The sequence below is a fragment of the Streptomyces sp. NPDC049887 genome, from assembly GCF_040656535.1.
In the GTDB taxonomy this organism is placed as follows: domain Bacteria; phylum Actinomycetota; class Actinomycetes; order Streptomycetales; family Streptomycetaceae; genus Streptomyces.
This window is the reverse complement of the sequence record NZ_JBFAMM010000031.1, coordinates 39,787-65,713: the sequence shown is the minus strand read 5'-3', so window position 1 is coordinate 65,713 and position 25,927 is coordinate 39,787. Positions and strand designations below refer to the sequence as shown.

19 protein-coding genes and 1 pseudogene are annotated in these 25,927 nt (G+C 72.7%); 11 read left to right on the top strand and 9 right to left on the bottom strand.

Annotation, left to right across the window (positions count from 1 at the left end; genetic code table 11):
- The first annotated feature begins 279 nt into the window (after nucleotides 1–279).
- The 4 genes from AB0J10_RS28985 (at nucleotide 280) to AB0J10_RS28970 (ending at nucleotide 5,789) form a co-directional block, all read left to right on the top strand.
- Complete coding sequence (locus tag AB0J10_RS28985; protein ID WP_363065574.1) at nucleotides 280–1,608, top strand: collagen-like protein; 1,329 nt, start codon at nucleotides 280–282, stop codon at nucleotides 1,606–1,608.
- A 274-nt stretch (nucleotides 1,609–1,882) separates the two neighbouring features.
- Nucleotides 1,883–2,743 (top strand): ABC transporter ATP-binding protein, encoded by an 861-nt coding sequence (locus AB0J10_RS28980; protein WP_363065572.1) that lies wholly within the window; start codon nucleotides 1,883–1,885, stop codon nucleotides 2,741–2,743.
- Nucleotides 2,740–3,717, top strand: a complete 978-nt coding sequence (locus tag AB0J10_RS28975) for an iron-siderophore ABC transporter substrate-binding protein (protein WP_363065570.1) — start codon at nucleotides 2,740–2,742, stop codon at nucleotides 3,715–3,717. The genes AB0J10_RS28980 and AB0J10_RS28975 overlap by 4 nt, the downstream gene beginning before the upstream one ends.
- Nucleotides 3,718–3,722: 5 nt before the next feature.
- On the top strand, nucleotides 3,723–5,789 hold the full coding sequence (locus AB0J10_RS28970) for an iron ABC transporter permease (RefSeq protein ID WP_363065568.1): 2,067 nt from the start codon (nucleotides 3,723–3,725) through the stop codon (nucleotides 5,787–5,789).
- A 171-nt stretch (nucleotides 5,790–5,960) separates the two neighbouring features.
- Here AB0J10_RS28970 and AB0J10_RS28965 read toward each other — a convergent pair whose 3' ends face one another.
- Nucleotides 5,961–6,737 carry an alpha/beta fold hydrolase gene (locus AB0J10_RS28965; RefSeq protein WP_363065566.1) on the bottom strand — a complete coding sequence of 259 codons (777 nt, stop codon included), beginning with the start codon at nucleotides 6,735–6,737 and terminating at the stop codon, nucleotides 5,961–5,963.
- Between the two features lie 323 nt (nucleotides 6,738–7,060).
- On the bottom strand, nucleotides 7,061–9,463 hold the full coding sequence (locus tag AB0J10_RS28960) for an excinuclease ABC subunit UvrA (RefSeq protein ID WP_363065564.1): 2,403 nt from the start codon (nucleotides 9,461–9,463) through the stop codon (nucleotides 7,061–7,063).
- Between the two features lie 471 nt (nucleotides 9,464–9,934).
- Between AB0J10_RS28960 and AB0J10_RS28955 the strand changes: the two genes are divergently transcribed.
- From AB0J10_RS28955 to AB0J10_RS28940, 4 genes and pseudogenes are all read left to right on the top strand, one after another.
- The gene (locus tag AB0J10_RS28955; RefSeq protein ID WP_363065562.1) at nucleotides 9,935–10,408 is read left to right on the top strand and encodes a carboxymuconolactone decarboxylase family protein; all 474 of its coding nucleotides are present in this window, start codon (nucleotides 9,935–9,937) and stop codon (nucleotides 10,406–10,408) included.
- Between the two features lie 822 nt (nucleotides 10,409–11,230).
- Nucleotides 11,231–12,127, top strand: coding sequence for an RNA polymerase sigma-70 factor (locus AB0J10_RS28950; protein ID WP_363065560.1), 897 nt, complete (start codon nucleotides 11,231–11,233; stop codon nucleotides 12,125–12,127).
- Between the two features lie 123 nt (nucleotides 12,128–12,250).
- A pseudogene (locus AB0J10_RS28945) lies at nucleotides 12,251–12,394 on the top strand (NAD(P)/FAD-dependent oxidoreductase); the annotation flags it as partial.
- Between the two features lie 461 nt (nucleotides 12,395–12,855).
- Nucleotides 12,856–14,031, top strand: coding sequence for a PP2C family protein-serine/threonine phosphatase (locus tag AB0J10_RS28940; RefSeq protein ID WP_363065558.1), 1,176 nt, complete (start codon nucleotides 12,856–12,858; stop codon nucleotides 14,029–14,031).
- Between the two features lie 25 nt (nucleotides 14,032–14,056).
- On the opposite strand, the gene AB0J10_RS28935 is transcribed toward AB0J10_RS28940, so the two are convergent.
- Both AB0J10_RS28935 and AB0J10_RS28930 read right to left on the bottom strand, forming a co-directional pair.
- Nucleotides 14,057–15,283, bottom strand: coding sequence for an aromatic amino acid transaminase (locus tag AB0J10_RS28935; protein WP_363065556.1), 1,227 nt, complete (start codon nucleotides 15,281–15,283; stop codon nucleotides 14,057–14,059).
- The gene (locus tag AB0J10_RS28930; protein ID WP_363065554.1) at nucleotides 15,276–16,151 is read right to left on the bottom strand and encodes a DMT family transporter; all 876 of its coding nucleotides are present in this window, start codon (nucleotides 16,149–16,151) and stop codon (nucleotides 15,276–15,278) included. Before AB0J10_RS28930 ends, AB0J10_RS28935 begins: the two co-directional genes overlap by 8 nt.
- A gap of 248 nt (nucleotides 16,152–16,399) precedes the next feature.
- Here AB0J10_RS28930 and AB0J10_RS28925 point away from each other — a divergent pair, with 248 nt between their 5' ends.
- Complete coding sequence (locus AB0J10_RS28925) at nucleotides 16,400–16,888, top strand: Lrp/AsnC family transcriptional regulator (protein ID WP_363065552.1); 489 nt, start codon at nucleotides 16,400–16,402, stop codon at nucleotides 16,886–16,888.
- Nucleotides 16,889–17,000: 112 nt separating this feature from the next.
- Here AB0J10_RS28925 and putP read toward each other — a convergent pair whose 3' ends face one another.
- On the bottom strand, nucleotides 17,001–20,582 hold the full coding sequence (gene putP / locus AB0J10_RS28920) for a sodium/proline symporter PutP (RefSeq protein WP_363065550.1): 3,582 nt from the start codon (nucleotides 20,580–20,582) through the stop codon (nucleotides 17,001–17,003).
- 291 nt (nucleotides 20,583–20,873) lie between these two features.
- Nucleotides 20,874–21,839 carry a pirin family protein gene (locus tag AB0J10_RS28915; protein WP_363065548.1) on the bottom strand — a complete coding sequence of 322 codons (966 nt, stop codon included), beginning with the start codon at nucleotides 21,837–21,839 and terminating at the stop codon, nucleotides 20,874–20,876.
- A gap of 145 nt (nucleotides 21,840–21,984) precedes the next feature.
- Between AB0J10_RS28915 and AB0J10_RS28910 the strand changes: the two genes are divergently transcribed.
- Nucleotides 21,985–22,335: a tetratricopeptide repeat protein gene (locus tag AB0J10_RS28910; protein ID WP_363065546.1), complete on the top strand. Its 351-nt coding sequence runs from the start codon at nucleotides 21,985–21,987 to the stop codon at nucleotides 22,333–22,335.
- Nucleotides 22,336–22,371: 36 nt separating this feature from the next.
- Here AB0J10_RS28910 and AB0J10_RS28905 read toward each other — a convergent pair whose 3' ends face one another.
- Nucleotides 22,372–23,823, bottom strand: coding sequence for an NAD(P)/FAD-dependent oxidoreductase (locus AB0J10_RS28905; RefSeq protein ID WP_363065544.1), 1,452 nt, complete (start codon nucleotides 23,821–23,823; stop codon nucleotides 22,372–22,374).
- Nucleotides 23,824–23,974: 151 nt separating this feature from the next.
- On the opposite strand from AB0J10_RS28905, the gene trxA reads away from it, so the two are divergent.
- Nucleotides 23,975–24,355, top strand: a complete 381-nt coding sequence (trxA, locus tag AB0J10_RS28900; RefSeq protein ID WP_363065542.1) for a thioredoxin — start codon at nucleotides 23,975–23,977, stop codon at nucleotides 24,353–24,355.
- 169 nt (nucleotides 24,356–24,524) lie between these two features.
- Here trxA and AB0J10_RS28895 read toward each other — a convergent pair whose 3' ends face one another.
- Nucleotides 24,525–24,794, bottom strand: a complete 270-nt coding sequence (locus AB0J10_RS28895; RefSeq protein ID WP_363065540.1) for a hypothetical protein — start codon at nucleotides 24,792–24,794, stop codon at nucleotides 24,525–24,527.
- A 214-nt stretch (nucleotides 24,795–25,008) separates the two neighbouring features.
- Nucleotides 25,009–25,854: a TIGR02452 family protein gene (locus AB0J10_RS28890; RefSeq protein WP_363065538.1), complete on the bottom strand. Its 846-nt coding sequence runs from the start codon at nucleotides 25,852–25,854 to the stop codon at nucleotides 25,009–25,011.
- Nucleotides 25,855–25,927: the final 73 nt, after the last annotated feature.

Genomic DNA, 25,927 nt, shown 5'->3' with positions numbered 1-25,927 from the left:
CAAGGATCCGACGGAGCACAAGGCACCCCCGGCACCCAAGGCACCCAAGGAACACAAGGCTCAACAGGCGTACAAGGCCCCGAAGGAGCACAAGGCACCGACGGAACACAAGGCCCCGCAGGCACCCAAGGAACACAGGGATCCCAAGGAGCAACAGGCACCCAAGGCACCACCGGCCCCCAAGGATCCGACGGAGCACAAGGCACCCCCGGCACCCAAGGCACCCAAGGAACACAAGGCTCAACAGGCGTACAAGGCGCCGAAGGGGCTCAAGGGGCCGTGGGTGCGCAAGGTTCGGAGGGGCCGCAGGGCGCGGCCGGGCCGCAGGGATCGGACGGGGCCCAGGGAGCGGCGGGCACGGCTGGCGTCCAGGGCTTCCAGGGAGCGACCGGGCCGCAGGGTGCGCAGGGATCGGACGGCGCCCAGGGAGCGGCGGGCGCACAGGGTACGGCCGGGGTCCAGGGCGACACCGGCGCCACGGGGGCACAGGGCGTCCAGGGGACCCCGGGGCCTCAGGGTGCGGCGGGCACGCAGGGCACGACCGGGGTCCAGGGCGACACCGGCGCCCAGGGTGTGCAGGGCACGCAGGGATCGGACGGCACCCAGGGTTCCACAGGCCCGCAGGGCACGGCAGGCGCCCAGGGCGACACCGGCGCCACCGGGGCACAAGGCGTCCAGGGCGTCGAGGGCGCCCAGGGAACGACGGGCCCGCAGGGCACGGCAGGCGCCCAGGGCGTGACAGGCGCCGCCGGGACACAGGGAGTTCAGGGCGTCGAGGGCGCCCAGGGAACGACGGGCCCGCAGGGCACGGCAGGCGCCCAGGGCGACACCGGCGCCACCGGGGCACAAGGCGTCCAGGGCGCTGTCGGCCCTCAGGGGCTCCAGGGCACCACGGGTGCACAGGGCGCCGAGGGAACCCAGGGCGTCCAGGGTTCTGCCGGTGTGCAGGGTGCCGCCGGCCCCCAGGGGCTCAGTGGTGCCCAGGGCACCACCGGCGCACAGGGCGCCCAGGGAACCGCGGGTTCGGCGGGCCCCCAGGGCTCGACCGGTGCCCAGGGTTCCACCGGCCCGCAGGGCGCGACGGGAACGCAGGGCTCCCAGGGGTTCCAGGGCAACACCGGTCCACAGGGCACCCAGGGCTCCGCAGGCGCCCCGGGGTCCACCGGCCCGCAGGGCACCATCGGCGCCCAGGGCGCGGCCGGCGCACAGGGTGCGCAGGGCACCCAGGGCTCGACCGGCGCAACGGGTTCCACGGGGCCCCAGGGCACCATCGGGGCCCAGGGACCCCAGGGAACCCAGGGGTTCCAGGGCAACACCGGTGCGCAGGGTCCTCAGGGCGCCGGCAACACGGGAGCGCAGAGTGTGACGGTGACGCGCACTCTCGCGGGCCCGCAGAGCTCCACCGCCCTCAACACGGCCATGTGCCCCGCGGGTACGTACGCCACCGGCGGCGGCGCCTACAACGTCAACTCGACGTCGGGCGCGCCGGTCGCGTTCCAGGGAACGGACCGCCCGGTCGGCACCCCTCCCACGGGCCACCAGTCCCAGGTCGGAGGTGGCGTCGGAAGCAACGTGAACGCGGTGGTGTACGTGATCTGCCGGCCGTGAGCGCGCGTCGCCGTCGCTCCGGCCGCCGTGGCCGTACGAGCGGCCGGAGCACGGCGATGTGACAAAGCGCCGGAGGGGTCGGGGCCTGCCGACGGGGTGGGCTCACGGCAGGCCGGCAGTGGTGGCGAGCGCCGGTGGATCGGCCGGGCGTCGGCAGCGTCCGCGGCCCCGGCCGACATCGAGTCACGCGCCTGGTGGAACATGGCCGGTTTTCTCCTTGCACCGTCCACCCCACCCCTCCCGGCAACACTAAGGTTAGGCTAACCTTTGCGCCGTGAGAGTCGGTGAAGAGAACTCCGCGGCCCCCGGTCCCCGCGGTCATGAGCTGGCGGCCACCGGTGTCACCGTGGCCTACGACCGTGTCGACGTCGTGCACGACGCGTCCCTGACGCTTCGGCCCGGCGAGGTGACCGTCCTGGTGGGTCCCAACGGCAGCGGGAAGTCCACGCTGCTGCGCACCCTGGCACGGCTGCAACGCCCCAGGACCGCGGCCATCGTCATCGACTCCGGCACGGACGGGCTGGCCATGACACCTCGCCAGTTCTCGCGCCGTGTCGCCCTGCTGACACAGGGGCGCCCCACGCCCAGCGGGCTCACCGTGCGGGACGTCGTCGACTTCGGGCGATACCCGTACCGGAGCCGCTGGGGCAAGGCGGACCCGGGCGGACGGGCCGCGGTGGACCGCGCGCTCGCCATGACCGGCGTCGCGGAGCTCGCCGACCGGGGGGCGGAGCACCTCTCCGGCGGCCAGCTGCAGCGTGTATGGCTCGCCTGCTGCCTCGCCCAGGAGACCGGCGTGGTGCTCCTCGACGAACCGACCACCTATCTCGACCTGCGCTACCAGGTCGAACTCCTCGACCTCGTCCGCGACCTCGCGGACGAGCACGGGATCGCCGTCGGCACTGTCCTGCACGACCTCGACCAGGCCGCGGCCGTGGCCGACCGGATCGTGCTGCTCCACGAGGGCCGGATCATCGCCGACGGACTCCCCGAGGACGTCCTCACCGCCCGGCGGCTGACCGACACCTACGGCATCCGCATCGAGGTCGACACCGACCCCCTGACCGGCCGGCTGCGTACCCGCGCCATCGGCCGGCACCACTCGCGAACCGAAAGGCTCAGTACCACCTCATGAGACGCCTCCTCCTCACCGCCGCGGTCACGACCGCGGCGGCCCTCGCCCTGACCGCCTGCGGGACCACCGAGCCCGCCGCCGACGACGCGAAGCAGACCGCCGAGCCGATCACCCTCACCGACTCGACCGGCGCGAAGGTGAAGCTCGACGGGCCCGCCAAGAAGGTCGTGGGCACCGAGTGGAACGTGGTCGAGAGCCTGGTGTCGCTGGGCGTCGACCCCGTCGGCGTGGCCGACGTCAAGGGCTACAAGACCTGGGACACCGCGGTCCCGTTGAAGAACGAGCCGAAGGACATCGGCACCCGCGGCGAGCCGAGCATGGACACGATCGCGACCCTTGCGCCCGACCTGATCGTCGCGACGAACGACCTGCCGCCGGCCGCCGTGAAGCAGCTGCGCAAGGTCGCGCCGGTCCTGGAGGTCCGTGCCGCCGACGCGGCCGACCCGGTCGGCCGGATGACCGGGAACCTCGACCTCATCGCGAAGGCCACCGGCACCACCGAGCAGGCCGAGAAGCTCAAGAAGGACTTCGGCGCCAAGCTCGCCGAGGGCAGGAAGGCCCTCGCCGACGCCGGTCTCGCCGGCACGAAGTACGCCTTCGCCGACGGCTACGTCGTCTCCAACCAGGTCTCGATCCGGCCCTACACCAGCGGCTCGCTCATCGGCGCCGTCAACGAGGAGCTCGGTCTGAAGAACGCCTGGACGGTCAAGGGCGATCCGGCCTACGGGCTCGCCGCGACCGACGTCGAGGGCCTCACCAAGCTCGGCGACGTGCAGTTCGCCTACATCGGAAGCGAAGGCGACAGGGCCAGCACGCCCTTCACCGGTGTCCTCGCCAAGGACAAGGTGTGGACGTCGCTGCCGTTCGTGAAGAAGGGCAACGTCCACCGGCTGCCCGACGGCATCTGGATGTTCGGCGGCCCCGAGTCGATGGGCAAGTACGTCGACGCCGCGGTCCGGGCGCTGACGAAGTAGCACCCATGGCCGTCACCGCTTCCCCACCCGCCACCCGTCCGCCGGCGGCCCCGTCCCGGACGGGCGCGGCCGCGGTGACGGCCGCACTGCTCCTCCTCCTCGCGGCCCTCGCGGTCGTCGACATCACCCAGGGGACTGCCGCCGTCGGCGCGCCCGAGGTCTGGAAGGCGCTCACCGGACGCGCCGAGCCGGACGACTCGTCCGTCGTCATCGCCTCCCGGCTGCCCCGGATGACCGCGGGGCTGCTCGTCGGGGCCGTGCTCGGCATGGCCGGCGCCGCACTGCAGGCGGTCAGCCGCAATGTGCTCGCCTCGCCCGACACCCTCGCCGTGAACGCCGGTTCCTACCTGGCGCTCGGCCTGGCCGCCGTCACCGGCTTCTCGCTGCCGCTCCTCGCCTCCTCGGGCGTGGCCTTCGCAGGCGGTCTCGTGGCGGCAGCCGTCGTGCTCGGCCTGTCGGGCCTGGGCACCGGCACCGTACGGCTCGTGCTCGCCGGCAGTGCCCTCATGCTCGGGCTGACCGCCGTCACCGAGGCCCTGCTGCTGCTGTTCCCGCAGCAGACCGAGGGGCTCTACCGCTGGAACCAGGGCAGCATCTCCCAGAACGGCTTCGACGGCGTGCTGCAGATGGTGCCGCTCGCCGTCGTCGGCCTCGTCGGACTGCTGCTCGTCGCCCGCCGGCTCGACGCACTGGCACTCGGCGAGGACGCCGCGCGCGGTCTCGGTGTCCCCGTCCGCGCCACCCGTGTCACGGTGGTCGTGCTCGCGTCGCTGCTCTCCGCGGCGGCCGTCACGCTCGCCGGGCCGATCGGCTTCGTGGGCCTGTGCGCCCCGGCTCTCGTCCGGCCCCTGGCGCGCAGGTTCCGCGGGTACTCCCGGTCGCGTGGCGGCATTCCCGTCGCAGGGCTGGCCGGTGCCGTGCTCGTCCTCGGCTCGGACGTGCTCCTGCGCGCCGTGGTGCCCGCCGATGTGGCGGTCGCCGTGCCGACGGGCGTGGCCACCAGCCTCGTCGGAGCCCTGTTCCTGGTCGTGATGGCCGCCCGGGTCAAGGACGGCGCGCGCGCCGCGGCCGCCGACCGGCTGCGCATCCGCAGCCGGACCGTGTTCGTGTCCACGACGGCCGTGTTGGTGGCGGTGCTCGTCGGCGTGACGATCGCCGGGGTGCTGCTGGGCGACAGCAAGCTGTTGCTCGGCGACGTGCTGAACTGGGCCCAGGGCAGGGCCGGTCGTACGGTCGGGTTCGTCCTGGACACCCGCGTGCCGCGGGTACTCGCCGCGCTGTGTGCGGGCGCTGCGCTCGCCCTGGCCGGGACGCTCGTCCAGGCCGTGACCCGCAACCCCCTCGCGGAACCCGCCATCCTGGGCGTGTCCGGCGGCGCCGCGCTGGGTGCCGTGCTGCTCGTGACGACGGTGACGACGGCCGGGTCGTGGGGCGTGGCCGGGGCGGCGTTCGCGGGCGCGGCGGCCGGTTCCGTCGTCGTCTTCGGGCTCGCCGCGCGGGGCGGTTTCCAGCAGAACCGGCTCGTCCTCGTCGGCTTCGGTGTCGCCACCGGGAGCGCCGCGCTGATCAGCCTGCTCATCGTGCTTACCGACCCGTTCAACGCGACGAAGGCGCTGACCTGGCTGTCGGGTTCCACGTACGGGCGGAACCCGGTCGACGTGGTCCCGCTCGCGGCCGTGCTGGTGGTGGGCGCACTCGTCGCGGTCGTGCGGCGCACCGAACTCGACCTGGTGTCGCTGGACGAGGACACGCCGAGGCTCCTGGGGCTCGATCTGGCGCGCGGGCGTCTGGGCTTCCTCGTCCTGAGCGTCCTGCTCACGGCCACCGCCGTGGCCGCCGCCGGCACGATCGGCTTCGTGGGGCTCGTGGCCCCGCACGCGGCGCGGACCCTGGTGGGCCGCCGGCATGTGCGGGTGGTTCCCGTGGCGATGCTCCTCGGGGCGTCACTGGTGTGCGTCGCCGACGTGCTGGGCCGTACAGTGATCGCCCCGGCGCAGCTCGGCGCCGGCCTGATGACGGCGGTGGTCGGCACACCGTACTTCCTGCATCTGCTCGTCCGCACCCGCCGGTAGGGGGTCGCATCCGCAGGGACGGAGGCTCATCGGCCGGCCGGAGGACCATACGGCGAGATCCTCCGGCCGAGCCCTCCTGAACGCCGACCCGACGGGCACGGGGCCCCTGCCTCCGCACGCCCCGCGTCCTTCCCCGATGGGCGCGACGGCACCGGCGGCGGGTCGCCACGCTCACCCCGCGGACGCCGGGAGCATGCCGCGGATGAGCTCGGCCACCTCCCCCACGTGGTCGTTCAGGAAGAAGTGCCCGCCCTCGAACACGCGTGTGCGGAAGTCGCCCGAGGTGCATCCCCGCCAGCCGCGGAGATCCTCCACGGGCACCTCGGCATCCCGGTCCCCCGTCAGGGCCACGACCGGACAGGACAGGGTCCGGCCGGGGGTCGGCTCGTACGAGGCGAGCGCCCGGTAGTCCCCGCGCAGCGCGGGGAGGATCACGTCGAGCAGTTCGGGGTCGTCGAGAAGCGCGGAATCCGTGCCGCCCAGCGTCCTCACCCGGGCGATCAGTTCGGCGTCGTCCCGCGGCCAGTCCTGGGGTCGCCTCCGGGCGGCGTCCGGCGCGCGACGGCACGACAGCACGAGCAGATCCGGCCGGCCTCCGGGCACGCGCGTCAGCCGGACGGCCACCTCGTACGCGAGCGAGGCACCCATGCTGTGCCCGAGCAGCGCCCGCGGGCGGTCGCCCGGCGGCCCCAGCTCCGCGACGACCAGGTCCGCGAGCCGATGGAGATCCTCGACGGGTGCCTCGTGGAGACGGTCGAGCCGCCCCGGGTACTGCACCGCCAGGACGTCCACCAGCGGGGCGAGTTCCACGGCGAGCCCTCGCCAGTAGGCGGCGGAGCCGCCGGCGTGCGGGAAGCAGATCAACTCCGACGCCGGGTCCTCCGCGGGCCCTTCGCCGTGCTCCACCGAGTGGAAGCGCCGCAACCACAGGTTCCGCTCCTGACTCACCCCGACCAACTCCGCACCTCGAAGCTCCACCGCATGTCCGTGGCGGACGCACGGCCAGTCCGCACCTCACCGGACCTGCCCGCACACACCGAACCGGGTTCGCACGTCCGCGGGTTCACACCGCATCGTCGCATTCGCCCCCGCGGGTGTCCCGCCCCCGTCGACGTGAACGTGATCACCGCGGCGGCCGCGAGGGCGGCGTCGGGAGACCCCGCGGCACCGCGTCGCCCGCGAGGTCTCCCGACGTGCCGCGCCACCCCGTACCGGAGCCCCGGTCGGGCGTCGGACGACGTGCTCGGCGCCGCCCCGGCCGGGTGCCGGAGTCAGGCTCCGACGTATTCCGCGAGGTGCTCACCGGTGAGGGTGGATCGGGCGGCGACAAGGTCGGCCGGAGTGCCCTCGAAGACGACCCGGCCGCCGTCGTGACCGGCACCGGGACCGAGGTCGATGATCCAGTCGGCGTGCGCCATGACCGCCTGGTGGTGCTCGATGACGACGACCGATTTTCCGGAGTCGACGAGTCGGTCGAGCAGCCCGAGCAACTGCTCGACGTCGGCGAGGTGCAGGCCGGTCGTCGGCTCGTCCAGGACGTAGACGCCACCCTTGTCCGCCATGTGGGTGGCCAGCTTGAGCCGCTGCCGCTCGCCACCGGACAGCGTGGTGAGCGGCTGGCCGAGGCTGAGATAGCCCAGCCCGACGTCGGCAAGCCGCTCGAGGATCTTGTGCGCGGCCGGCGTGCGCGCCTCGCCCGCGCCGAAGAACTCCTCGGCCTCGGTCACCGACATCGCGAGCACCTCGCTGATGTCGCGGCCGCCGAGGTGGTACCCCAGCACCGAGGGCTGGAAGCGCTTCCCCTCGCAGTCCTCGCAGGTGGTGGCCACACCGGCCATCATCGCCAGGTCGGTGTAGATCACGCCGGCGCCGTTGCAGGTGGGGCAGGCCCCCTCGGAGTTGGCGCTGAACAGCGCCGGCTTCACGCCGTTGGCCTTGGCGAACGCCTTGCGGATCGGGTCGAGCAGCCCGGTGTACGTCGCCGGGTTGCTGCGGCGGGAGCCGCGGATCGGGCTCTGGTCGACCGACACCACGCCCTCGGCCCCCGCTTGCCGCGGCAGGGACCCGTGGAGCAGCGAGCTCTTGCCGGAACCGGCGACACCGGTGACGACGGTGAGCACCCCGAGCGGGACGTCGACGTCGACGCCCTGCAGGTTGTTGGCCCTCGCGCCGCGGATCCGCAACGCGCCCGTGGGCGTGCGCACTGCCTCCTTGAGGGTGGCCCGGTCGTCGAGGTGGCGTCCGGTGACGGTGTCGCTGGCCCGCAGCCCCTCGACGGTGCCCTCGAAGCAGACGGTGCCGCCCTCCGTGCCCGCGCCCGGCCCGAGGTCCACGACATGGTCGGCGATCGCGATCGCCTCCGGCTTGTGCTCGACGACGAGGACCGTGTTGCCCTTGTCCCGCAGTCGCAGCAGCAGATCGTTCATCCGCCGGATGTCGTGCGGGTGGAGGCCGATGGTCGGCTCGTCGAAGACGTAGGTGACGTCGGTGAGCGAGGAACCGAGGTGGCGGATCATCTTGACGCGCTGTGCCTCGCCGCCGGACAGCGTGCCCGCGGGACGGTCGAGCGAGAGGTACCCGAGGCCGATCTCGGTGAACGAGTCGAGGGTGCCCTGGAGCGCGGTGAGCAGCGGCGCGACCGACGGTTCGTCGAGTCCGCGGACCCACTCCGCGAGGTCGCGGATCTCCATCGCGCAGGCGTCGGCGATGCTGATCTTGTTGATCTTCGACGACCTGGCCCCCTCACCGAGCCGGGTGCCGTCGCACTCGGGGCAGGTGGTGAAGGTGACCGCCCGCTCCACGAACGCCCTGATGTGCGGTTGCATCGCCTCCTTGTCCTTGGACAGGAACGACTTCTGGATCTTGGGGATCAGCCCTTCGTAGGTGAGGTTGATCCCGTTCACCTTCACCTTCGTCGGCTCGCGGTGAAGGAAGTCGCGCATCTCCTTCTCGGTGAACTCGCGGATCGGCTTGTGCGGGTCGAGGAATCCCGACTCCGCGTAGATCCCGACGGTCCAGACGTTGTCGGACTTCCAGCCGGGGATGGTGAACGCGCCATCGGCGATCGACTTGGAATCGTCGTAGAGCTGCGTGAGGTCGATGTCGGAGACCGTGCCGCGCCCCTCGCAGCGGTTGCACATGCCGCCGGTGCGCTCGTAGGTGGCCTTCTCGGCCTTGGTCCTGGCGCCGCGCTCGACGGTGATCGCACCGCTCGCCCGAACCGAGGCGACGTTGAACGAGTAGGCGCTCGGCGGGCCGATGTGCGGCTGCCCGAGCCGGCTGAAGAGGATGCGCAGCATCGCGTTGGCGTCGGTGGCGGTGCCCACGGTGGAGCGGGGGTCGCCGCCCATCCGCTGCTGGTCGACGGTGATCGCGGTGGTCAGACCGTCGAGGACGTCGACCTCGGGGCGGGCCGCGGTCGGCATGAAGCCCTGGACGAAGGCGCTGTACGTCTCGTTGATCATCCGCTGCGACTCGGCGGCGATCGTGTCGAACACCAGGGAGCTCTTGCCCGACCCGGAAACGCCCGTGAACACCGTCAGCCTGCGTTTCGGGATCTCGATGCTGACGTCCTTGAGGTTGTTCTCGCGCGCTCCGTGCACACGGATCAGGTCGTGGCTGTCGGCCGGGTGCGGCTCGGGCGACTGTGGATCGGTCCTCGTGACCTTGCTCATCTTCTCTCCATCCGTGGGGCGCGGGACGCGGACGGCACCGCCTGCGGGTTCGCGGACGGCGTGGTCGCGTACGGCGTGGTCGCGCACGCCGTACGCCCGCCCGGCCGGCTCCCGGGCGGCCGCGGCGCCGCCTCCGCGTCCTCCTGCGGAAGGCAGGTCGCCTGAAGGGCGATGTCCATGGCCGTCACGCTAGCCGCAGGCCGCCGCCGGATGCTTCTCCGATTCTGATCGGCCCGGTTCTGATGGGCCCGGCTCCGATCGGTCCGGCAGGGTACGCCGGGGGTCGCCGGGGGGATCCCACCGGCCGAGCGAACGAGCACACCCGCCCGGTTCCGGCTCCTCGGCCGACCCGGCGACCGGCCGACCGGCCGACCGAACAGTGAGACACAGGTCACACTCGTGCGGCTGTCACGTCTCGCCGAGCTGTCCGGTCAGGAGTATGAAACTGCCACTCGGCCCAGGAGAAAGACCATGGAAGCGCGTCTCGACTACTTCGGCAACGCCCTCGCGGGCAAGGTGCTTCGGCACCTCAACTCGACGGGCAGGGCCGTCTCGGACTCGGGACTTCCGGTCGCCACCCAGGAGCTGGTGAAGATCCGCGCCAGCCAGATCAACGGCTGCGGCTTCTGCACCGACATGCACACCAAGGACGCCGCCGTCGCCGGTGAGTCCCCGCTGCGCCTCAACCTGATCGCCGCCTGGCGGGAGGCCACGGTCTTCACGGACGCGGAGCGAGCGGCCCTGGAGCTGGCGGAGCAGGGCACCCGGATCGCCGACTCGGCCGGCGGTGTCACCGACGAGGCCTGGGCCGACGCGGCCGAGCACTACGACGAGGACCAGCTCGTCGCCCTGATGTCGCTCATCGCCGTCATCAACGCCTACAACCGCATCAATGTGATCAACCGGCAGCCCGCGGGCAGCTACCAGCCCGGTCAGTTCGGCTGACCGAGGACCCCCGGCACCGCGGGAACGACCGTCCGTCTCCGTGCCGCCCCGGCCTTCCGGCGGGGAGACGGACCACGGCACCGGCCTGTTCCGCCGGGGCCCCGCGAAGGGACATCGAACCGGAGCCGTGTCCGGCTCCACCGCACCCGCCTCTCGGGCAGGTTCGCCGTCGCCACGGGTGCGGGTGCGGGTGCGGGTGCGGGCACGGGTAGGGCGCGAGTGCGGGTTCGGGTTCGGGCACGGGTTCGGGTTCGGGCACGGGTAGGGCGCGAGTGCGGGTTCGGGTTCGGGCAGTACGACCGGCCCCCCGCCCGGCGGAGGAGGGCGCCCGTGTCCTCCACGTGGGACGCCCGAAGGACGCGCCGGCGGAGACGGCCCGCGCGTACCCGCAGGATCGGTGGGCCCGAACCCGTCCGACACAGCCGGATGTGGCGTTGCGTCAGTTCCGGGCCGCCACAGGTGCCGGGCCGCTCCCTCCGCGACCCGACGACGTCGGCTGCGGCTCGGTGCGACGGCCGCCTCGGACGGACTCCCCCGCGGCCTTGGTCACCTCCTCTGCCACCGGTTCGCGGGGCGCGTCCTCCGGGCGATGACCGGGTGCGGCGCGCACCCGTGCCCATGGGGAGGAGACGGCCACCGGCGTGCGCGCGAGCACCGCGGCGCGGAGGAGCGGGGCGACCCGCGGTGTGCCGGCGCCGGTGGGACGCCCGCAGCGGCGGGTGACGGCTTCCCCACGTGCGATGGGTGCCGAGCACCACCGCCGCAAAGCAGGCCGCCGTGCCGGCTTGTAGCATGGTGGCCACGGGTCCGAAAGGGACGACCATGCTCGCTGGGGATGACGCCGGCCCCCTTGACCAGGCAGCGAAGGACTTCGTCGCCGCACGCCCGCAACTCCTCGGCATCGCCTACCGCGTGCTCGGAAGTGCCGCGGAGGCCGAGGACGTCGTCCAGGACGCGTGGCTGCGCTGGCAGAACACCGACCGCTCGGCCGTGGTCGAGCCGGCCGCCTTCCTCGCCACCATCACCACGCGCCTGGCCATCAACGCGGCCCGGTCCGCCCGGGTGCGGCGGGAGTCGTACGTCGGACCGTGGCTTCCCGAACCCATCGACACGAGCCAGGACCCGCACATCGGGGCGGAGCGGGCCGAGGCGGTGGAGATGGCGGTGCTCTTCCTGCTGGAAAGGCTGAACCCGGTGGAGCGGGCCGCCTACGTCCTCAGGGAGGCGTTCGACTACCCGTACAGGCAGGTGGCGGAGGTCCTGGAGACGAGCGAGGCCAACGCCCGCCAGCTGGTGAGCCGCGCACGCAAGCACCTGGCCGCCGAGCGCAGGGCGCCCGTCAGCCCCGCCGATCACCGGCACCTACTGGAGGTGTTCCTGACCGCCGCGCAGACGGGGGACCTGAGGACCCTCGAGGACGTCCTCGCCGCGGACGTGGTCAGCTACTCCGACGGTGGAGGGGTGCGTCAGGCATCGCGGATCCCGGTGGTCGGACGTCCGCACGTCTCCAAGTTCGTCGTCGCCTTCGGGCCGCGGTTCTGGCCCGGGGCGGACGTCCGGTGGGTCGAGGCCAACGGCCGCCCGGCCGTTCTCGTCTCGTCCGCCGGCCGGGCCTTCGCGCTCCTGTCCGTCGACGTGTCGGCGGAGGGCATCGAGCGGATCATGTGGGTGCTGAACCCGGACAAGCTGGCGCCCTACGCCGCGTCGCTGGATCGCTGACCCCTCACCGATCCCCGCGGTGCCGCATGTCCCGCGGTGCCGGCCCCGAGGCGGTGGGTCCCGGTCCGACAGCTCGCACCGCCGTGGGCCTCCCAATGGCCGTGGGCCTCCCAATGACTGAACGGTCGGGCTGTCTCGGGATGCGCCGTCGCGCGGTCTGTCTGGGACGTCACCGATCCGATCCGCTCCCTGATCGGTTCCGGCGCCGGGATCGACGACGCCCGTCTTGCCGATCCCGATGTGCCCCTCGAAAGCCTCGTGCCCTGACGCTCCGAAGTCCGGGCGAGGACGGTACAGCGAACACCGACCGGTGCGGGCGCGCGGTTCGTCCCCTGAAGGTCGTCGTGATCCGCGGAACGGGCCTCACCGGTTCGAGGCCGGTCGGCAGGTTCGAGGGACACGGCAACGAGGCGGTTCCGGCCGCACCCGGCACCGGCGTCGACACCCTGCAGCGGGGGGCCCGCCCCCGGCGCCGGGCTGCTGAGCGTGAGGACGGCACGCGCCCCCGGTGGAGCCGGGCACGCCGGCAACAGTGACCGTGCGCATCGGCGTCGTTCCGTGCCCCGTCTCCGCGGCGTGGGCGAACTGCCAGGCGGCACCCGGTGCGGCAGCGCCCGCCCCTGGCTCTCCGGGTCCCCGGGTCGCCCGTACCGCAGCCCCGCGGCTCGCCGCGGGGCACGAGATCCCGGCTGCCCTGCACCCGGCGCCCGGTCCGTTACGGTGCTCTCATGGGCACCACAGCACGGAGGCGAACCGGCGGTGCCGACGACGCGGGTGCCGACACCCTGTGGACCGCAACACCACCGCTGTGGCTGCGTTCGCTGCCCGTCGCCCTGCTGGCCGCACTGGTCCTGGCCCAGGGAGTCACGCCCAACGATGTGGAGCTGGGCGCCTACTACGCGGCCGTGGCACCGCTCGCGGCCCTGGCGTACGGAGCACTGGGTACCGCGATCACCGGCGTCGCCGTGCTCGGCATCATGCTGCTGCCGCGCGTCGGAGCCGGCAGCCTGGTCGCCGAGGAGTTCGGGGCCGTCGCCGTGATCGCTGCGCTGAGCGTGGTGATCGCCGGGGTGCGGCAGCACTTCCGCGGCCGCCTGAAGGTGGCAGGTTCGGTCGCCGAGGCCGCCCAGCTCGCCGTCCTCACCCCGGTTGCCGACCGGGTGGGCGAGCTGCGCTGCGCCGCCCTCTACCGGGCCGCACAGCGGGGTGCCCTGGTCGGCGGGGACCTCTACGACGTAAGGCCGGGGCCCTACGGGGTACGGGCCCTGGTCGCCGACGTCCAGGGACACGGGCTCGCCGCCGTCGGCACCGTCGCTGCCCTGCTGGGAGCCTTCCGCGAAGCCGTCCTCGACCAGCCGGACCTCCAGGGGGTGGCGGCGCGGCTGGAGCGGCGGCTGACGCTCGATGCCGTGGCCGGGGCCGGCAGCGAACTGTTCGCCACCGCGTTGCTGATGGAGTTCCCGGCAGACGGCTCACACGTGCGCATCCTCAGTCAGGGCCATCCCCCGGCCCTGCTGCTGCGCGGCCGCACGGTCCTGGAGATGCGCTGCGAGCCGGGACCGCCGCTCGGCACCGGGCTGCCGGGGCTGCCCGCGGCCACCCCCGCGACGGTGCCGCTCCGGCCCGGCGACGTGATCCTCGCGTACACCGACGGTGTCACGGAGGCGCGGGACTCCTCCGGCACCTTCTACCCGCTGGACGACCGGCTCACGGCTCTGCTCGCGGAGGGCCCGGACGCCTCACCGCGTGCCGTGGTCGATGCGGTGTGGGGGGACCTGCGACGGCGCACGGGCGCGATGGACGACGACGTGGCGCTGCTGGCTCTCGCCGTCCCCAATGCCGACGCGACCAGAGCCGGTGGTCGAGCAGCGTCTCGACGCCCCGGCCCGGGTCCGCAGCCGTGACGGAACGGGTGGGCGGCCCGCTCTGTCATCGCGCCGAAGGGGCGGCAGGTGCCACGCCTGACGTGTCCGCGGTTGCGTACACCGAGGCGATGCCCTGCGCCAGGTAGGGGATCCGGTGCGCCGATACCCCGGCGATGTTGATGCGCCCCGAGGCCGTGCCGTAGACGGCGAACCGCCTGCGCAGCCGGCGCATGTCGTCCGGCACGAGCGGCAGCATCGAGAACATGCCCTTCTGCCGCGCGAGCGAATTCGCCAGGGTGCCGCAGCCCAGCGCGCCGAGGTGGGCGACCAGGTCCGACCGGTTGGCGGTGATCCGGTCGCGCATGGTGTCGAGTTCGGCCCGCCACGCGGCCCGCAGCCCCTCGTCCTCGAGGATGGTGGTGACGACGGCGGCTCCGTGCTCCGGAGGCATGGAGTACAGGGTGCGCGCGGCGTTCTGCAGTGCCGTTTCCACGCGCCGCAGCGCCGGGCCCGACGAGCCGAGGACGATCGCGCAGCCGGTGCGGTCGCTGTAGAGGCCGAAGTTCTTGGAACAGCTGACGGCGATCAGCATCTCCGGGAGGCGCTCCGCCAGCATCCGGGTGGGTCGCAGGTCGGCCTCGAGGCCGTCGCCGAGTCCGTGGTAGGCCAGGTCGATGAAGGGGACCCAGCCGTTGGTCTCGGCGAGCCCGGCCAGCGCCTCCCAGGTGTCCAGGGAGGGGTCGACCCCTGTGGGGTTGTGGCAGCAGCCCTGGAGGAGGACCACGTCGTCGCGTCCCGCGCCGCGCAGGTCGTCGAGCATGCGCGCCGTGTCGGGGAGTCCTCCGGGTTCGATCCGGCCGTAGGTCCGCACCTTCAGTCCGGCCGCCTGGAGGATGGGCCGGTGGTTGACGTAGGCGGGCTCGCCGATCCACACCGTCGCACCCGGCCGGGTCTGGCGTACCAGGTCGGCCAGCAGGCGCAGTGCCCCGGTACCCGCCACCGTCTGGACGGCCGTGGCCCGTGTGATCGGGGCTTCGGCGCCGAGCACCACGGACAGCATGGCGCGGTTGAAGGCGGTGTTGCCCGAGAGTCCGCGGTACTCCTTGGAGGCGGAACGTTCCGCCAGGCGCATCTCGGCCTCCCTGACCGCCGACATGACGGGCGTCGTTCCCGTGTGGTCCCGATACACACCGAGCACGAGGTTCAGGCGCTCCGGGCGCGTGTCGGCCTCGAACTCGGCGGCGAGATCCCACAGCGGATCGGCGGCCGGGGCGGAAAGAAGTTCAAGCATCTGCGGAAACCTTGCTTCGGGACTGACGATTGGCGAGAACGACGCCGACGGTGATGAGGGGCACGCCGACCACGACGGGCAGGGTCGGCGACTCGTCCAGGAGAGGGACGGCGAGCAGGACGACGACGACCGGGCTGAGGCTGCCGACGACCGAGCTGCGCTGCGGTCCCAGCCGCCGGATCGCGAACGCGTACAGCAGGCCGGCACAGAGGCCGACGCCCAGCCCCTGAACGACGAGGAACAGCACGAGGTCGCCGCCTGCCGCCCGGGCGAGGTTGGTGGGCAGGATGCCGGTCAGGACCAGGGCCGAGATGACGGCGAACGACGGAAGGCACAGCAGCCCTATCGAACCGACCGGGTCGAGGTCCACTTCGCGCAGCCCCACCGTGTACAGCGCCCACAGGCCGCTGGCGACGAGCAGGGTGCCCGCACCCAGCAGGACATCCGTGTCCACGACCACGGTGTGGCGGAAGACCAGCGCGATGACTCCGGCGACGATCAGGACCAGACCGGCCGTCTGCGTTCCCCGCGGAGCCCCGCGACCGCTCGCGACGAGGAGGGCGGAGACGAACAACGGGACCATCCCGGGGACGATGGCTCCGACGAAGGCCGCCGACGTCAGCGAGCCCCCGTACATCGCCGCGAGGAAGAACGGCACCCCCGCCCCGCAGATGATCTTGGCGGCGGGGCCCGGGCGCACAGCGACCAGCCGCCGTCGACGCCGCCACAGAGCGGGGGCGAGGACGACGAGGGGCACGCCGAACCGCAGCACGGCCGCGTCGGCGGGCAGCAGGGTGGAGGCACCGAGGGCGCGGGCGCTCAGTGCGAACGCGGCCCAGATCGTCACCGTCAGCAGCAGTGCCAGCATGCCCGCCGTCTGCGGAGAGAGTCCTGCGTTCCCCGGGGCGGCCGGCGTGGGTGCCGGGCTCCCGACCTCCGCGGGCGCCGGCGCCGTGTCCGTCGCGACCACCGAACATTCCTCCCACCCATGGACCTGCCGGGCTGCACCGTGCACCCGTGAAGACGACGGCAACGTTAGATCAGTGAGCGGGGCATACGATTGCCAGTTGTGCCCTTCCAGCATAGCTTTGAGGCAGAATCTGCCAAGGAGAGCCCATGGATGCCGTCGATCTCAAGATCCTTCACGAGTTGCAGGCCGACGGGCGCCTGTCCAACCAGGACCTCGCGGACCGGGTACGACTGTCACCCTCGCCCTGTCTGCGCCGGGTCCGCCGCCTCGAGGAATCGGGACTGATCAGCGGCTACACCGCCATGGTGGACCAGGTCGCCTTCGGCCTCCCGATCACCGTCTTCGTGCGGGTCCGTCTGGAACGTCACACCGCCGAGGCGGTCAACGTGTTCGAGCGGCACATCGGGCTCATCGAGCACATCCAGGACTGCTACCTGATGGCGGGCAGCAGCGACTACCTGCTCAGAGTCGTCATCGAAAGCCTCGAGGCGTACGAGATCCTGGTGCGCACGCAGATCCACGCCATCCCCGGGATCGCGTCGATCGAGTCCAGCTTCGCGTTCGGGAGCGTGAAGCAGTCCAGGGTGTACCCCCGTCCCGGCGCGCCGTCCCGCCCGGCGGCCGGTGCTCGCTGACGTACCGCGCGCAGCGATCCGCGGGCCGTGGGAAGCAAGGGGCCGAGGAGGTTCGGTGGCGACCCCGGGTGCGGTTCCCGCGCCCCGGAGCGGCCCCCCGCGGGGCGCGGGCTCACCTCGTCCGTTCGTCGGGAATCGCCTGTTCCGCCCAGATGATCTTGCCGGTCTTCGTGTAGCGCGTACCCCATCGGCGGGCGAGCTGAGCGACGATCAGCAGGCCCCGCCCTCCCTCGTCCGTGGTCCTGGCGTGGCGCAGGCGCGGCGAGGTGCTACTGGCGTCGGAGACCTCGCAGATCAGGGCGCGGTCCCGGATCAGACGCAGACCGATCGGTCCGGTCCCGTGGCGGATGGCGTTGGTGACCAGTTCGCTGACGATCAGCTCGATGGTGAACACGAGATCGTCCATTCCCCACTCGGACAGCTGCCGGCCGGCGAGGCCGCGGGCATGTGCGACGGCGGCCGGGTCGGAGGGCAGGTCCCAGGTGGCGACCTGGTCGGAACCCAGGGCACGGGTCCGGGCGAGGAGCAGCGCGGCGTCGTCGGACGGCGGACCGGTCAGCAGGGCGTCGACCGCGTTGCCTCCGGTCTCCTCCAGCGTCGGCCCGGGTACCGCGAGAGCGCTGCCCAGCCGGGACAGACCGACGTCGACGTCCTGGTCGGGGGTCTCGATCAGGCCGTCGGTGTAGAGCCCGATCAGGGTGCCCTCGGCCAGCTCCAGTTCGACGGATTCGAAGGGCAGGGATCCCAGGCCGAGCGGCGGACCGGCGGGCAGGTCCAGGAAGTCGGGGGTGCCGTCGGGGCCGACGACCACGGGCGGGAGATGGCCGGCCCGGGCGAGCGCGCACTGTCTGCTGACCGGGTCGTACACGGCGTACAGGCAGGTGGCCCCCATCAGCGCGGCGCCCACGCTCTCGCTCTCGCTCGTCGCCGACTCGTCACCGCCGGGTGCCTCCATGAGGCCGATGACCAGGTCGTCCAGGTGGGCCAGCAACTCGTCGGGGGGAAGGTCCAGGTTGGCGAGCGTGCGCACCGCCGTCCGCAGCCGCCCCATGGTGGCCGCGGAATTGATCCCGTGGCCGACCACGTCCCCGACGACCAGTGCGACCCGGGCCCCGGAGAGCGGGATCACGTCGAACCAGTCACCCCCCACGCCGCTGGGTGCACGTGCCGGGAAGTACCAGGAGGCCACCTCCAGGGCGGATCCCCCGGTCAGCTCCTGCGGAAGCAGATAGCGCTGCATCGAGCGGGCCGCGGTGCGCTCGCGGGTGTAGCGGCGAGCGTTGTCGACGCACACCGCGGCACGGGAGACGAGTTCCTCGGCGAGACGTGCGTCGTCGTCCTCGAAGGGTCCCAGGCGCCGGGAGCGGACGAACGTCGCCGCGCCCAGGGTGGTGCCGCGGGCCCGCACCGGCACCACCATGATCGAGCGGAACCCGTACTCGCGGATGACGGCACCCAGTGACGGGTCCATGGCCACCCACGGGCTGGTGGAGGCGTCCAGGATCGGTTCCACCAGGGTCCGGCTTTCCAGCAGGCACCGGGCGACGGGGGACGAGGGGGTGCGCTGGACCGTCTCCCCCACGGCCAGTCGGGCCTCCGGAGCGCCCTCGCGCACCGATTTCTGCGCCGCGCGGCGGATGACGGGGCCGGAGTCGACGGGCCCGGGGGCGGGTTCCTCACCCCTCATGACCGAGTCCAGCAGGTCGACGGCGACGAAGTCGGCGAGGGACGGTACGGCATCGTCGGCCAGTTCCTGTGCCGTTCGGGTCACGTCCAGCGTGCTGCCGATGCGGGCTCCGGCGTCGCTCAGCAGGGCCAGCCGCTCCTGGGCCCGCCAGCGCTCGGTGACGTTGATGATCATGTACCAGACGCCCACGTGCCGGCCCTGGCGGTCCTTCATCCCGAAGAACGAGGCGGAGTACGCACGCTCCTGGTGGGGATCGGCGTAGCTGGGCCCGCGGAACTCGTAGTCCATCACCGGAGACCCGGTCCGCAGGACCGTCCGCATCCTCTCCTCGAACGCCTCCGCCTCCAGCTCGGGCAACACCTCCGTGACCTGCCGCCCGAGCCGTCGCTCGACGGGGATCAGCCGCCCCAGTACGTCGTTCACCCAGACGTACCGCAGATCCGTGTCGAGGACCGCCACGCCGACCGGTGCGTGCGCGAGGAACGGCTCGAGCCTCAGCTGGCTCACCCCGCCCCCCGGCATCCGCCAGAAGGCACGCTTCGGCGGGCGGCCGACGAACCTGCCGAAGAGCAGCGCGGAGGCGGTGGCGACCAGTACGCCCGGGACCATCTCGTAGATGCCCGGATCAAGCGGCCCGAGCAGCGGACCGATCTTGTTCCAGAGGAGCACCGTGGCCGCGCCCGACACGATTCCCGCCATGGCCCCCGCCCACGTCATACGCGGCCAGTACAGCGAGAGGAGGACGACCGGACCGAAGGCCGCTCCGAAGCCGGCCCAGGCATAGGCGACGATGTTCAGCACTCCGCCGCCCTTGAGGGCGATCACGCAGGCGACCAGGGTCACCACCACCACGGCGCCACGACCGACCCACACCAGCACCTTGTCCGGGGCCTGCCGGTTGAGGAGGGCCCGGTAGAAGTCCTCCGTGAGAGCGACGGACGACACGAGGAGCTGGCTGTCCGCGGTCGACATGATCGCGGCCAGTACGGCGACCAGCATCACCCCGGCGATCCAGGGGTTGAGCAGCGTCTGGGTGAGGGCGATGTAGACGGTCTCCGGGTTGTCCAGTGGCGTATCGAGCTGCCCGATGCCCACGAGGCCGACGAGCACGGCGCCGCCGAGCACGACGAGCACCCAGCCCGTGCCGATGCGCCGGGCCGCGGGGACGGCGAGGGCGCTGCGGATGCCCATGAAGCGGGCCAGGATGTGGGGCTGGCCGAAGTAGCCGAGGCCCCAGGCGAGCAGTGAGATGACGGCGACGGCGCCGAGCGGCTCCCCGGCCGTCCACCGGCCGTCGGCATAGCCGGCCTCGGCCCCCACTTCCAGCAGGGTCGGCGTCTTCTCGCCGAGGGCGTTCTCCAGCGCCCCGAAGCCCCCGAGCGCCCCGATACCGATCACGGGGAGCACGAGCAGGGCGAGGAACATCAGGGTCCCCTGCATCACGTGTGTAGTGCTCACGGCGAGGAAGCCGCCGAGGCACGAGTAGACCACGATCACCAGGGCGGTCAGCGACACGGCGAGCGCGAAGTCGACGCCGAAGACCTTCTCGAAAAGCAGCCCGCCGGCCACCAGGCCACTCGCGACGTAGACGGTGAAGAACACGACGGTGACCGCCGCGGAGACCATCCGCAGCATCCGGGTGCGGTCCTCGAACCTCTCCTCCAGGTAGGCCGACAGGCTCACCGCGTTGCCGGCGCGCTCGGTGTAGGTGCGCAGCCTCGGTGCTACGAACAGCCAGTTGAGGTAGGTGCCGATCGCCAGCCCGACGGCGATCCAGCCGGCCCCGATCCCGGCCGCGTAGACGGCTCCGGGAAGCGCCAGGAACAGCCAGCCGGACATGTCGCTGGCCCCTGCGGACAGGGCGGCGACCGGCGCACTGAGCCTGCGGCCGCCCAGGGCGAAGTCGGCGAAGGTGCGGGTGCGGGTGTACGCCCAGACACCTACTGCGATCACGGCGACCACGTAGACGATGAACGTGGCGGTGATCGGCGGGCTCACATCGGACATGTCTTCCTCGCCTGCGAGGCCGACGAGCACGGGCGCGGCACATCGGCCGGTCTGCGGCGCCTCTCGCCCTGGCAAACAAATCTACAGATTCCGAGCAGGTGAGCGCCGCTCGGCGTCCTCCTCACGGGTGCCACGGCGTCGGTCCCCGCAGGTCCGCGGCGCGGTGGCGCCCGGCGACCGGGAGGCGGCACGGGGCGGGTCCGGCGACCGGGAGGCGGCACGGGGCGGGCCCGGCCCGGCCCCTCCCCCTCGTCACCGGAGCGGTGCTCGGGCCGGGAACCGTACCGCAGGTCAGCGCACCCGGCCCCGTGGCTTGAGCGGCACGGGCGGGAGGTCGGGAGCGGCGAGCCGATCGCCCGCGTAGCCGTGGACCTCGCCGAAGCGGGAGCCCTCCGCCCAGTCGTCGCGCGCGGCCTCGATCTCCTCCTGCGTGCGGCCGATGAAGTTCCACCACATGATGAGTTCCTCCTCGAACGGCTCGCCGCCGAGGAGCATCAGACCGGCGTCCGACTCCGCACGGAGGGGCAGTTCACGGCGGCCGCAGCCGAGGTAGAGCATCGAGCCGGGGAGCAGGGGCACGCCGTCGACCCGGGCCTCGCCGGACATGGAGAGCACGGCGTACTCGAAGTCCGGTTCGAGTGGGATGCCGGTATCGGTGCCACGGGCGAGGGCGAGGTCGGCGCCCACGATCGGTGTGTACGTCGAGCCCGGTGACACGGCACCGTCGAGCTCGCCGAGGATGACCGTGGCGGTGAGGCCGGGGGCGGTGACGTGCGGGAGCTCGGCGTGGTGCTGGAAGTGGGGTTCCACGTGGCGGTGGGCGTCGGGCAGGGCCACCCACAACTGGGCGCCGTGGAGGAGGCGGGCATGGCTCTTCGGGCTCTCCTCGGAGTGGCTGATCGCCCGCCCCGAGGTCATCAGCCCGAGCTCCTTCGGCCGGATCGTCCGGAGGCTGCCGACGCTGTCCCGGTGCAGCACCTCTCCCTCGTGCAGCCAGCTCACGGTCTGCAGACCCATGTGCGGGTGGGGCGGGACCTGCATCCCGGGCTCGTCGGCGATGTCGTCGGGGCCGTAGTGGTCGACGAAGCACCAGGCTCCGACCATCCGGCGGCCGAGGTTGGGCAGCAGCCGGCGGACCTCGGTGGACTCGCCGAGCGGCACACGGCGGGGAGTGAGGAGTTCACGCACCGGATCGGCGACGACGAATCCCCTGCCGCCGCATACGGAGAGCGCAGCCTGACGATCGAGATTGCTCATGCCGCCCAACCTAGTCCTGTGCGGTGCCGGTGCGCCGCAGCGCAAAGATGTGGAATATTCAACAATCGTCTCGGGTTGACGGCTTGGCGGGGTGACGGGGCTGCGGTCCGTCGAGAGGTCCGCGGGCGACTGAGAGGGAGATGAAGTGAGCGACACCTACTACGAGTTCGGGACCCCGGCGGAGCGGTGGGACCGCGCGCGGTTCTTCTTCGAGGCCAAGGAGTACATGACGGCCGCGCGGATCCTCGACGGCCTCGTCGCCGAGGCGCCGGAACAGGTCGCCCCGCGGCTGCTGCTGGCCCGCGCCTACTACCACTCGGCCCGGCTCGGCAGGGCCGAGACCGAGCTCCTCGCGGTACTGGAACGGGACCCGGTCGAGCACTACGCCCGCCTGATGCTGGGCCGCACGCTGGAGCGGCAGGGCAGGCACGCCGAGGCCGCGCCGCACCTGCGGATGGCGGCGGCGATGTCCGGGGACCTGCCGGAGGCGCGGTGAGCCGCGGCCGCGTCCGGGGCGGTACGGGGGCGGCGGTCAGCCGCCCTGGCCGTCCCCGCCGTCCCGGTACTCCTCCAGCAGACGCAGCCACACCTCGCTGATCGTCGGGTACGAGGGCACCGCGTGCCACAGCCGGTCGATCGGCACCTCCCCGGCCACCGCGATCGTGGCCGAGTGGAGCAACTCGCTGACGCCCGGGCCGACGAACGTCACGCCGAGGAGGATCTCCCGGTCGAGGTCGACGACCATACGGGCGCGGCCGCGGTAGTTGTCGACGAACAGGCTCGCGCCGGCGACGGCGGCGAGGTCCTTGTCGACGGCACGGACACGGTGCCCGGCGGCCCGGGCCTCCGCCAGCGACAGGCCGACCGCGGCCGCCTCGGGGTCGGTGAAGACGACCTGGGGAACGGCGTCGTGGTCGGCCGTCGCCGTGTGCGCACCCCAGCGGTCCGTCTCCAGCAGCGGGGTGCGCCGGGCGCGCGCGACGATCGCCGCTCCCGCGATCCGGGCCTGGTACTTGCCCTGATGGGTGAGGAGGGCACGGTGGTTGACGTCACCGACCCCGTAGAGCCACTCGTGGCCGTCCACCCGGCAGCTGTCGTCCACCGCGAGCCAGGAGCCGGGCTCCAGGCCCACCGTCTCCAGACCGATGTCCTCGGTGCGCGGTGCGCGGCCGGTGGCGAACAGCACCTCGTCCGCCTCGATCATCTCCCCGTCGTCGAGGACGACGGTGACCGGACCGCCGGAGTCGGGCCGGTTGACCGCCGCCACCCGCGCGCCGGTCCGCACGGCCACCCCGGCCTCGGTCAGCGACTCGGCGACGTGCTCGCCGACGAAGGGTTCCATACGCGGCAACAGCCCCCCGCCGCGCACCAGCAGGGTCACCTGCGAGCCGAGCCCCTGCCAGGCGGTGGCCATCTCCGTGCCGACGACTCCCCCGCCCACCACGACGAGCCGGTTCGGCGCCTCGTGCGCGCTGGTCGCCTCGCGGCTGGTCCATACCCTGGCCCCGGTGAGACCCGGCAGATCCGGCAGGACCGCCCGGCTTCCCGTGCACACGGCCACGGCGTGCCGCGCGGTCAGCACCCGGTGCTCGCCCTCCGGCCCCTCGACGAGGACCCTGCGGGGTCCGTGCAGCCGCCCCTGGCCGCGGTACAGCCGGGCGCCGATCCCGTCCAGCCAGGCGACCTGGCCGTCGTCCTTCCAGTGCGAGGTCATCCCGTCGCGATGGGCGAGGACGGCCTTCGTGTCGAGCGGGCCCTGCACCGACCGGCGCACACCGGGCACCTTGCGCGCGTCGGAACGTGTGATCACGGGCCGCAGCAGCGCCTTGCTCGGCATGCAGGCCCAGTACGAGCACTCGCCGCCGACCAGTTCGCTCTCCACCACCGCCGTGCTCAGACCGGCGGCGCGTGTGCGGTCCGCCACGTTCTCACCCGTCGGCCCGGCCCCCAGCACCACAACGTCGTACTCCACGGCTTCCGTCATACGGACAGTCTGGTGCCACGTGTGGAGCGTGGCCACATGGGCAGGCGGAATACGGCCGTACTCCGTGCCTGTTGTGGCGGACGTCCATCCGCGCCGCGAGGGCGCCGGAGGGACGGGGCCGACCGGACACCCCAGGAAGAGGTAGCAAGTAATGAGCACTGTCGAGCTCACCAAGGAAAACTTCGATCAGGTCGTTTCCGAGAACGAGTTCGTTCTGATCGACTTCTGGGCTTCCTGGTGCGGTCCGTGTCGCCAGTTCGCTCCGGTGTACGAGAGCGCCTCCGAGCGCCACGAGGACCTCGTCTTCGCGAAGGTCGACACGGAGGCGCAGCCGGAGCTGGCGGCGGCGTTCGACATCCGTTCCATCCCCACGCTGATGATCGTCCGGGACAACGTCGCGGTCTTCGCGCAGCCGGGCGCGCTGCCCGAGCCCGTCCTGGAGGACGTGATCGGCCAGGCGCGCGGCCTGGACATGGACGAGGTGCGCAAGTCCATCGAGGACGCGCAGAAGAACGAGGCGCCGCAGCAGTGACGCAGGCGGGGCGGGCCCGGCCGCGGACGTCGCGGGCCGGGCGCGCTGCCCGCGCTCCCGGGGCATTCCGTCCCCGGGACCCCCCGGGCCCCTGGTGTCGCCCGTACCCCGACCGCGGCCCGCGGTGCCCGCCACCCCGGGGCCCGTGCCTGCCGGGGCAGCGGCCCTCTCAGCCGGGCTGCCAGTCCCTGACCAGCGCCGTCAGCCCGTAGTCGAGCTCCGAGCCGTCCACCAGCAGCGCCTCGACCGTGCGGGTGCGCGGGTCGACGTCCGCGACGATGCCGTGGCCCGCGTAGCGCGGATAGCCCGACGCGCCCAGCTCCCCGGTCATCTCGACCACGGCGGTGCGGACCGCGCTGTCCTCGACCGCGGCACCACCGCGGTCCTCGACGTGCTCCGGCACCAGCAGGATCTCGAAGCGCCGCGGAACTGTGCCCATGCCATGACGCTAGTCAGGCCCGGCCCGTCACGCATGCCGGCGCCCGCCCCCGGCCGGGCCCCCCTGGTGGCACCCCCGGGCGGCAGCCGGTCCCGGGCCCCTGTCGAGTCGCGCCGCACCACCACCGTCGCCGCCGTCACGACGTGGCGTTCGGTGCGCGGCCGGTCTCGCGGACCGGCGCGGTCCGCGAGACGGCCGCACGACGGGCCCGGGCTCAGGAGACCGGATCGGCCGCCGGGCCCGCCGGGAAGGCCTCCTGGAACGCCGTGAGCGTCCTCTGCTCCCGCGTCCGGTCGAGCACCGCGAAGACGATCTCCTCGAAGTGCCCGGAGAAGCGGCCGTCCCCGGTGAGCAGTGCCCTGAACGCCCCCGCGACCAGCGCCGGGTCGTTGCGGAAGACCCCGCAGCCCCATGCGCCGAGGACCAGCCGCCGGTAGCCCGTCGCCACGGCGGTCTCCAGGACCCGCTCGGCACGGGAGGCCAGTGCCGCCGGTATCCGGTCGGCCAGCTCCGGCGTGCGACCGGTGATCACGCCCGCGTTGGGCGCCGGCGAGGTGAGGAAGCCGACCGTGAAGGGCGTGTCGAGGAGACCGCCGCGCTCGTCCCGGAACACCGGCACTCCGGGCGAGTGGATCACCCGGTCGGAGTAGAACGGGTCCCGGACCTCACGGTGGTGGGCGTAGAACCCGGGCACGGCCAGCAGCGTGGTGTAGAGCGCGGAGTCGCGGCAGAGCGCCTCCTCCTGCGCCTGGGCGCCGTTGAGGTACCCGCCCCCGGGATTGCGGGCCGAGGCGAAGTTCAGGACCGCGACCGGACCGGCCTCCCGGCCGGTCAGCCGCCGTGCGGCCGCCAGGCTGCTCTCCCCCGTGACCTCGCATAGGCTGAAACGGTCCGTGTCGGGGACCACCGGCACGGGCTCGGGCCCGAACATCCGTGTCCCCTCGACCGCGGCGGACAGATCCCCGCCGATCGTCACCATGTGGCCGCCCGGTGCCCGGTAGCGGCCCGCTTCGACGATCTCCTGGGTCTGCCGTGCGACCCCCCGCAAACGTGCGCTCATGCCCGGAATCCTCAGTGATCAAGGAGGCGCCCCGCAAGCCCGTTATGGCCCCGCTCACCTCGCCGGAAGCAGA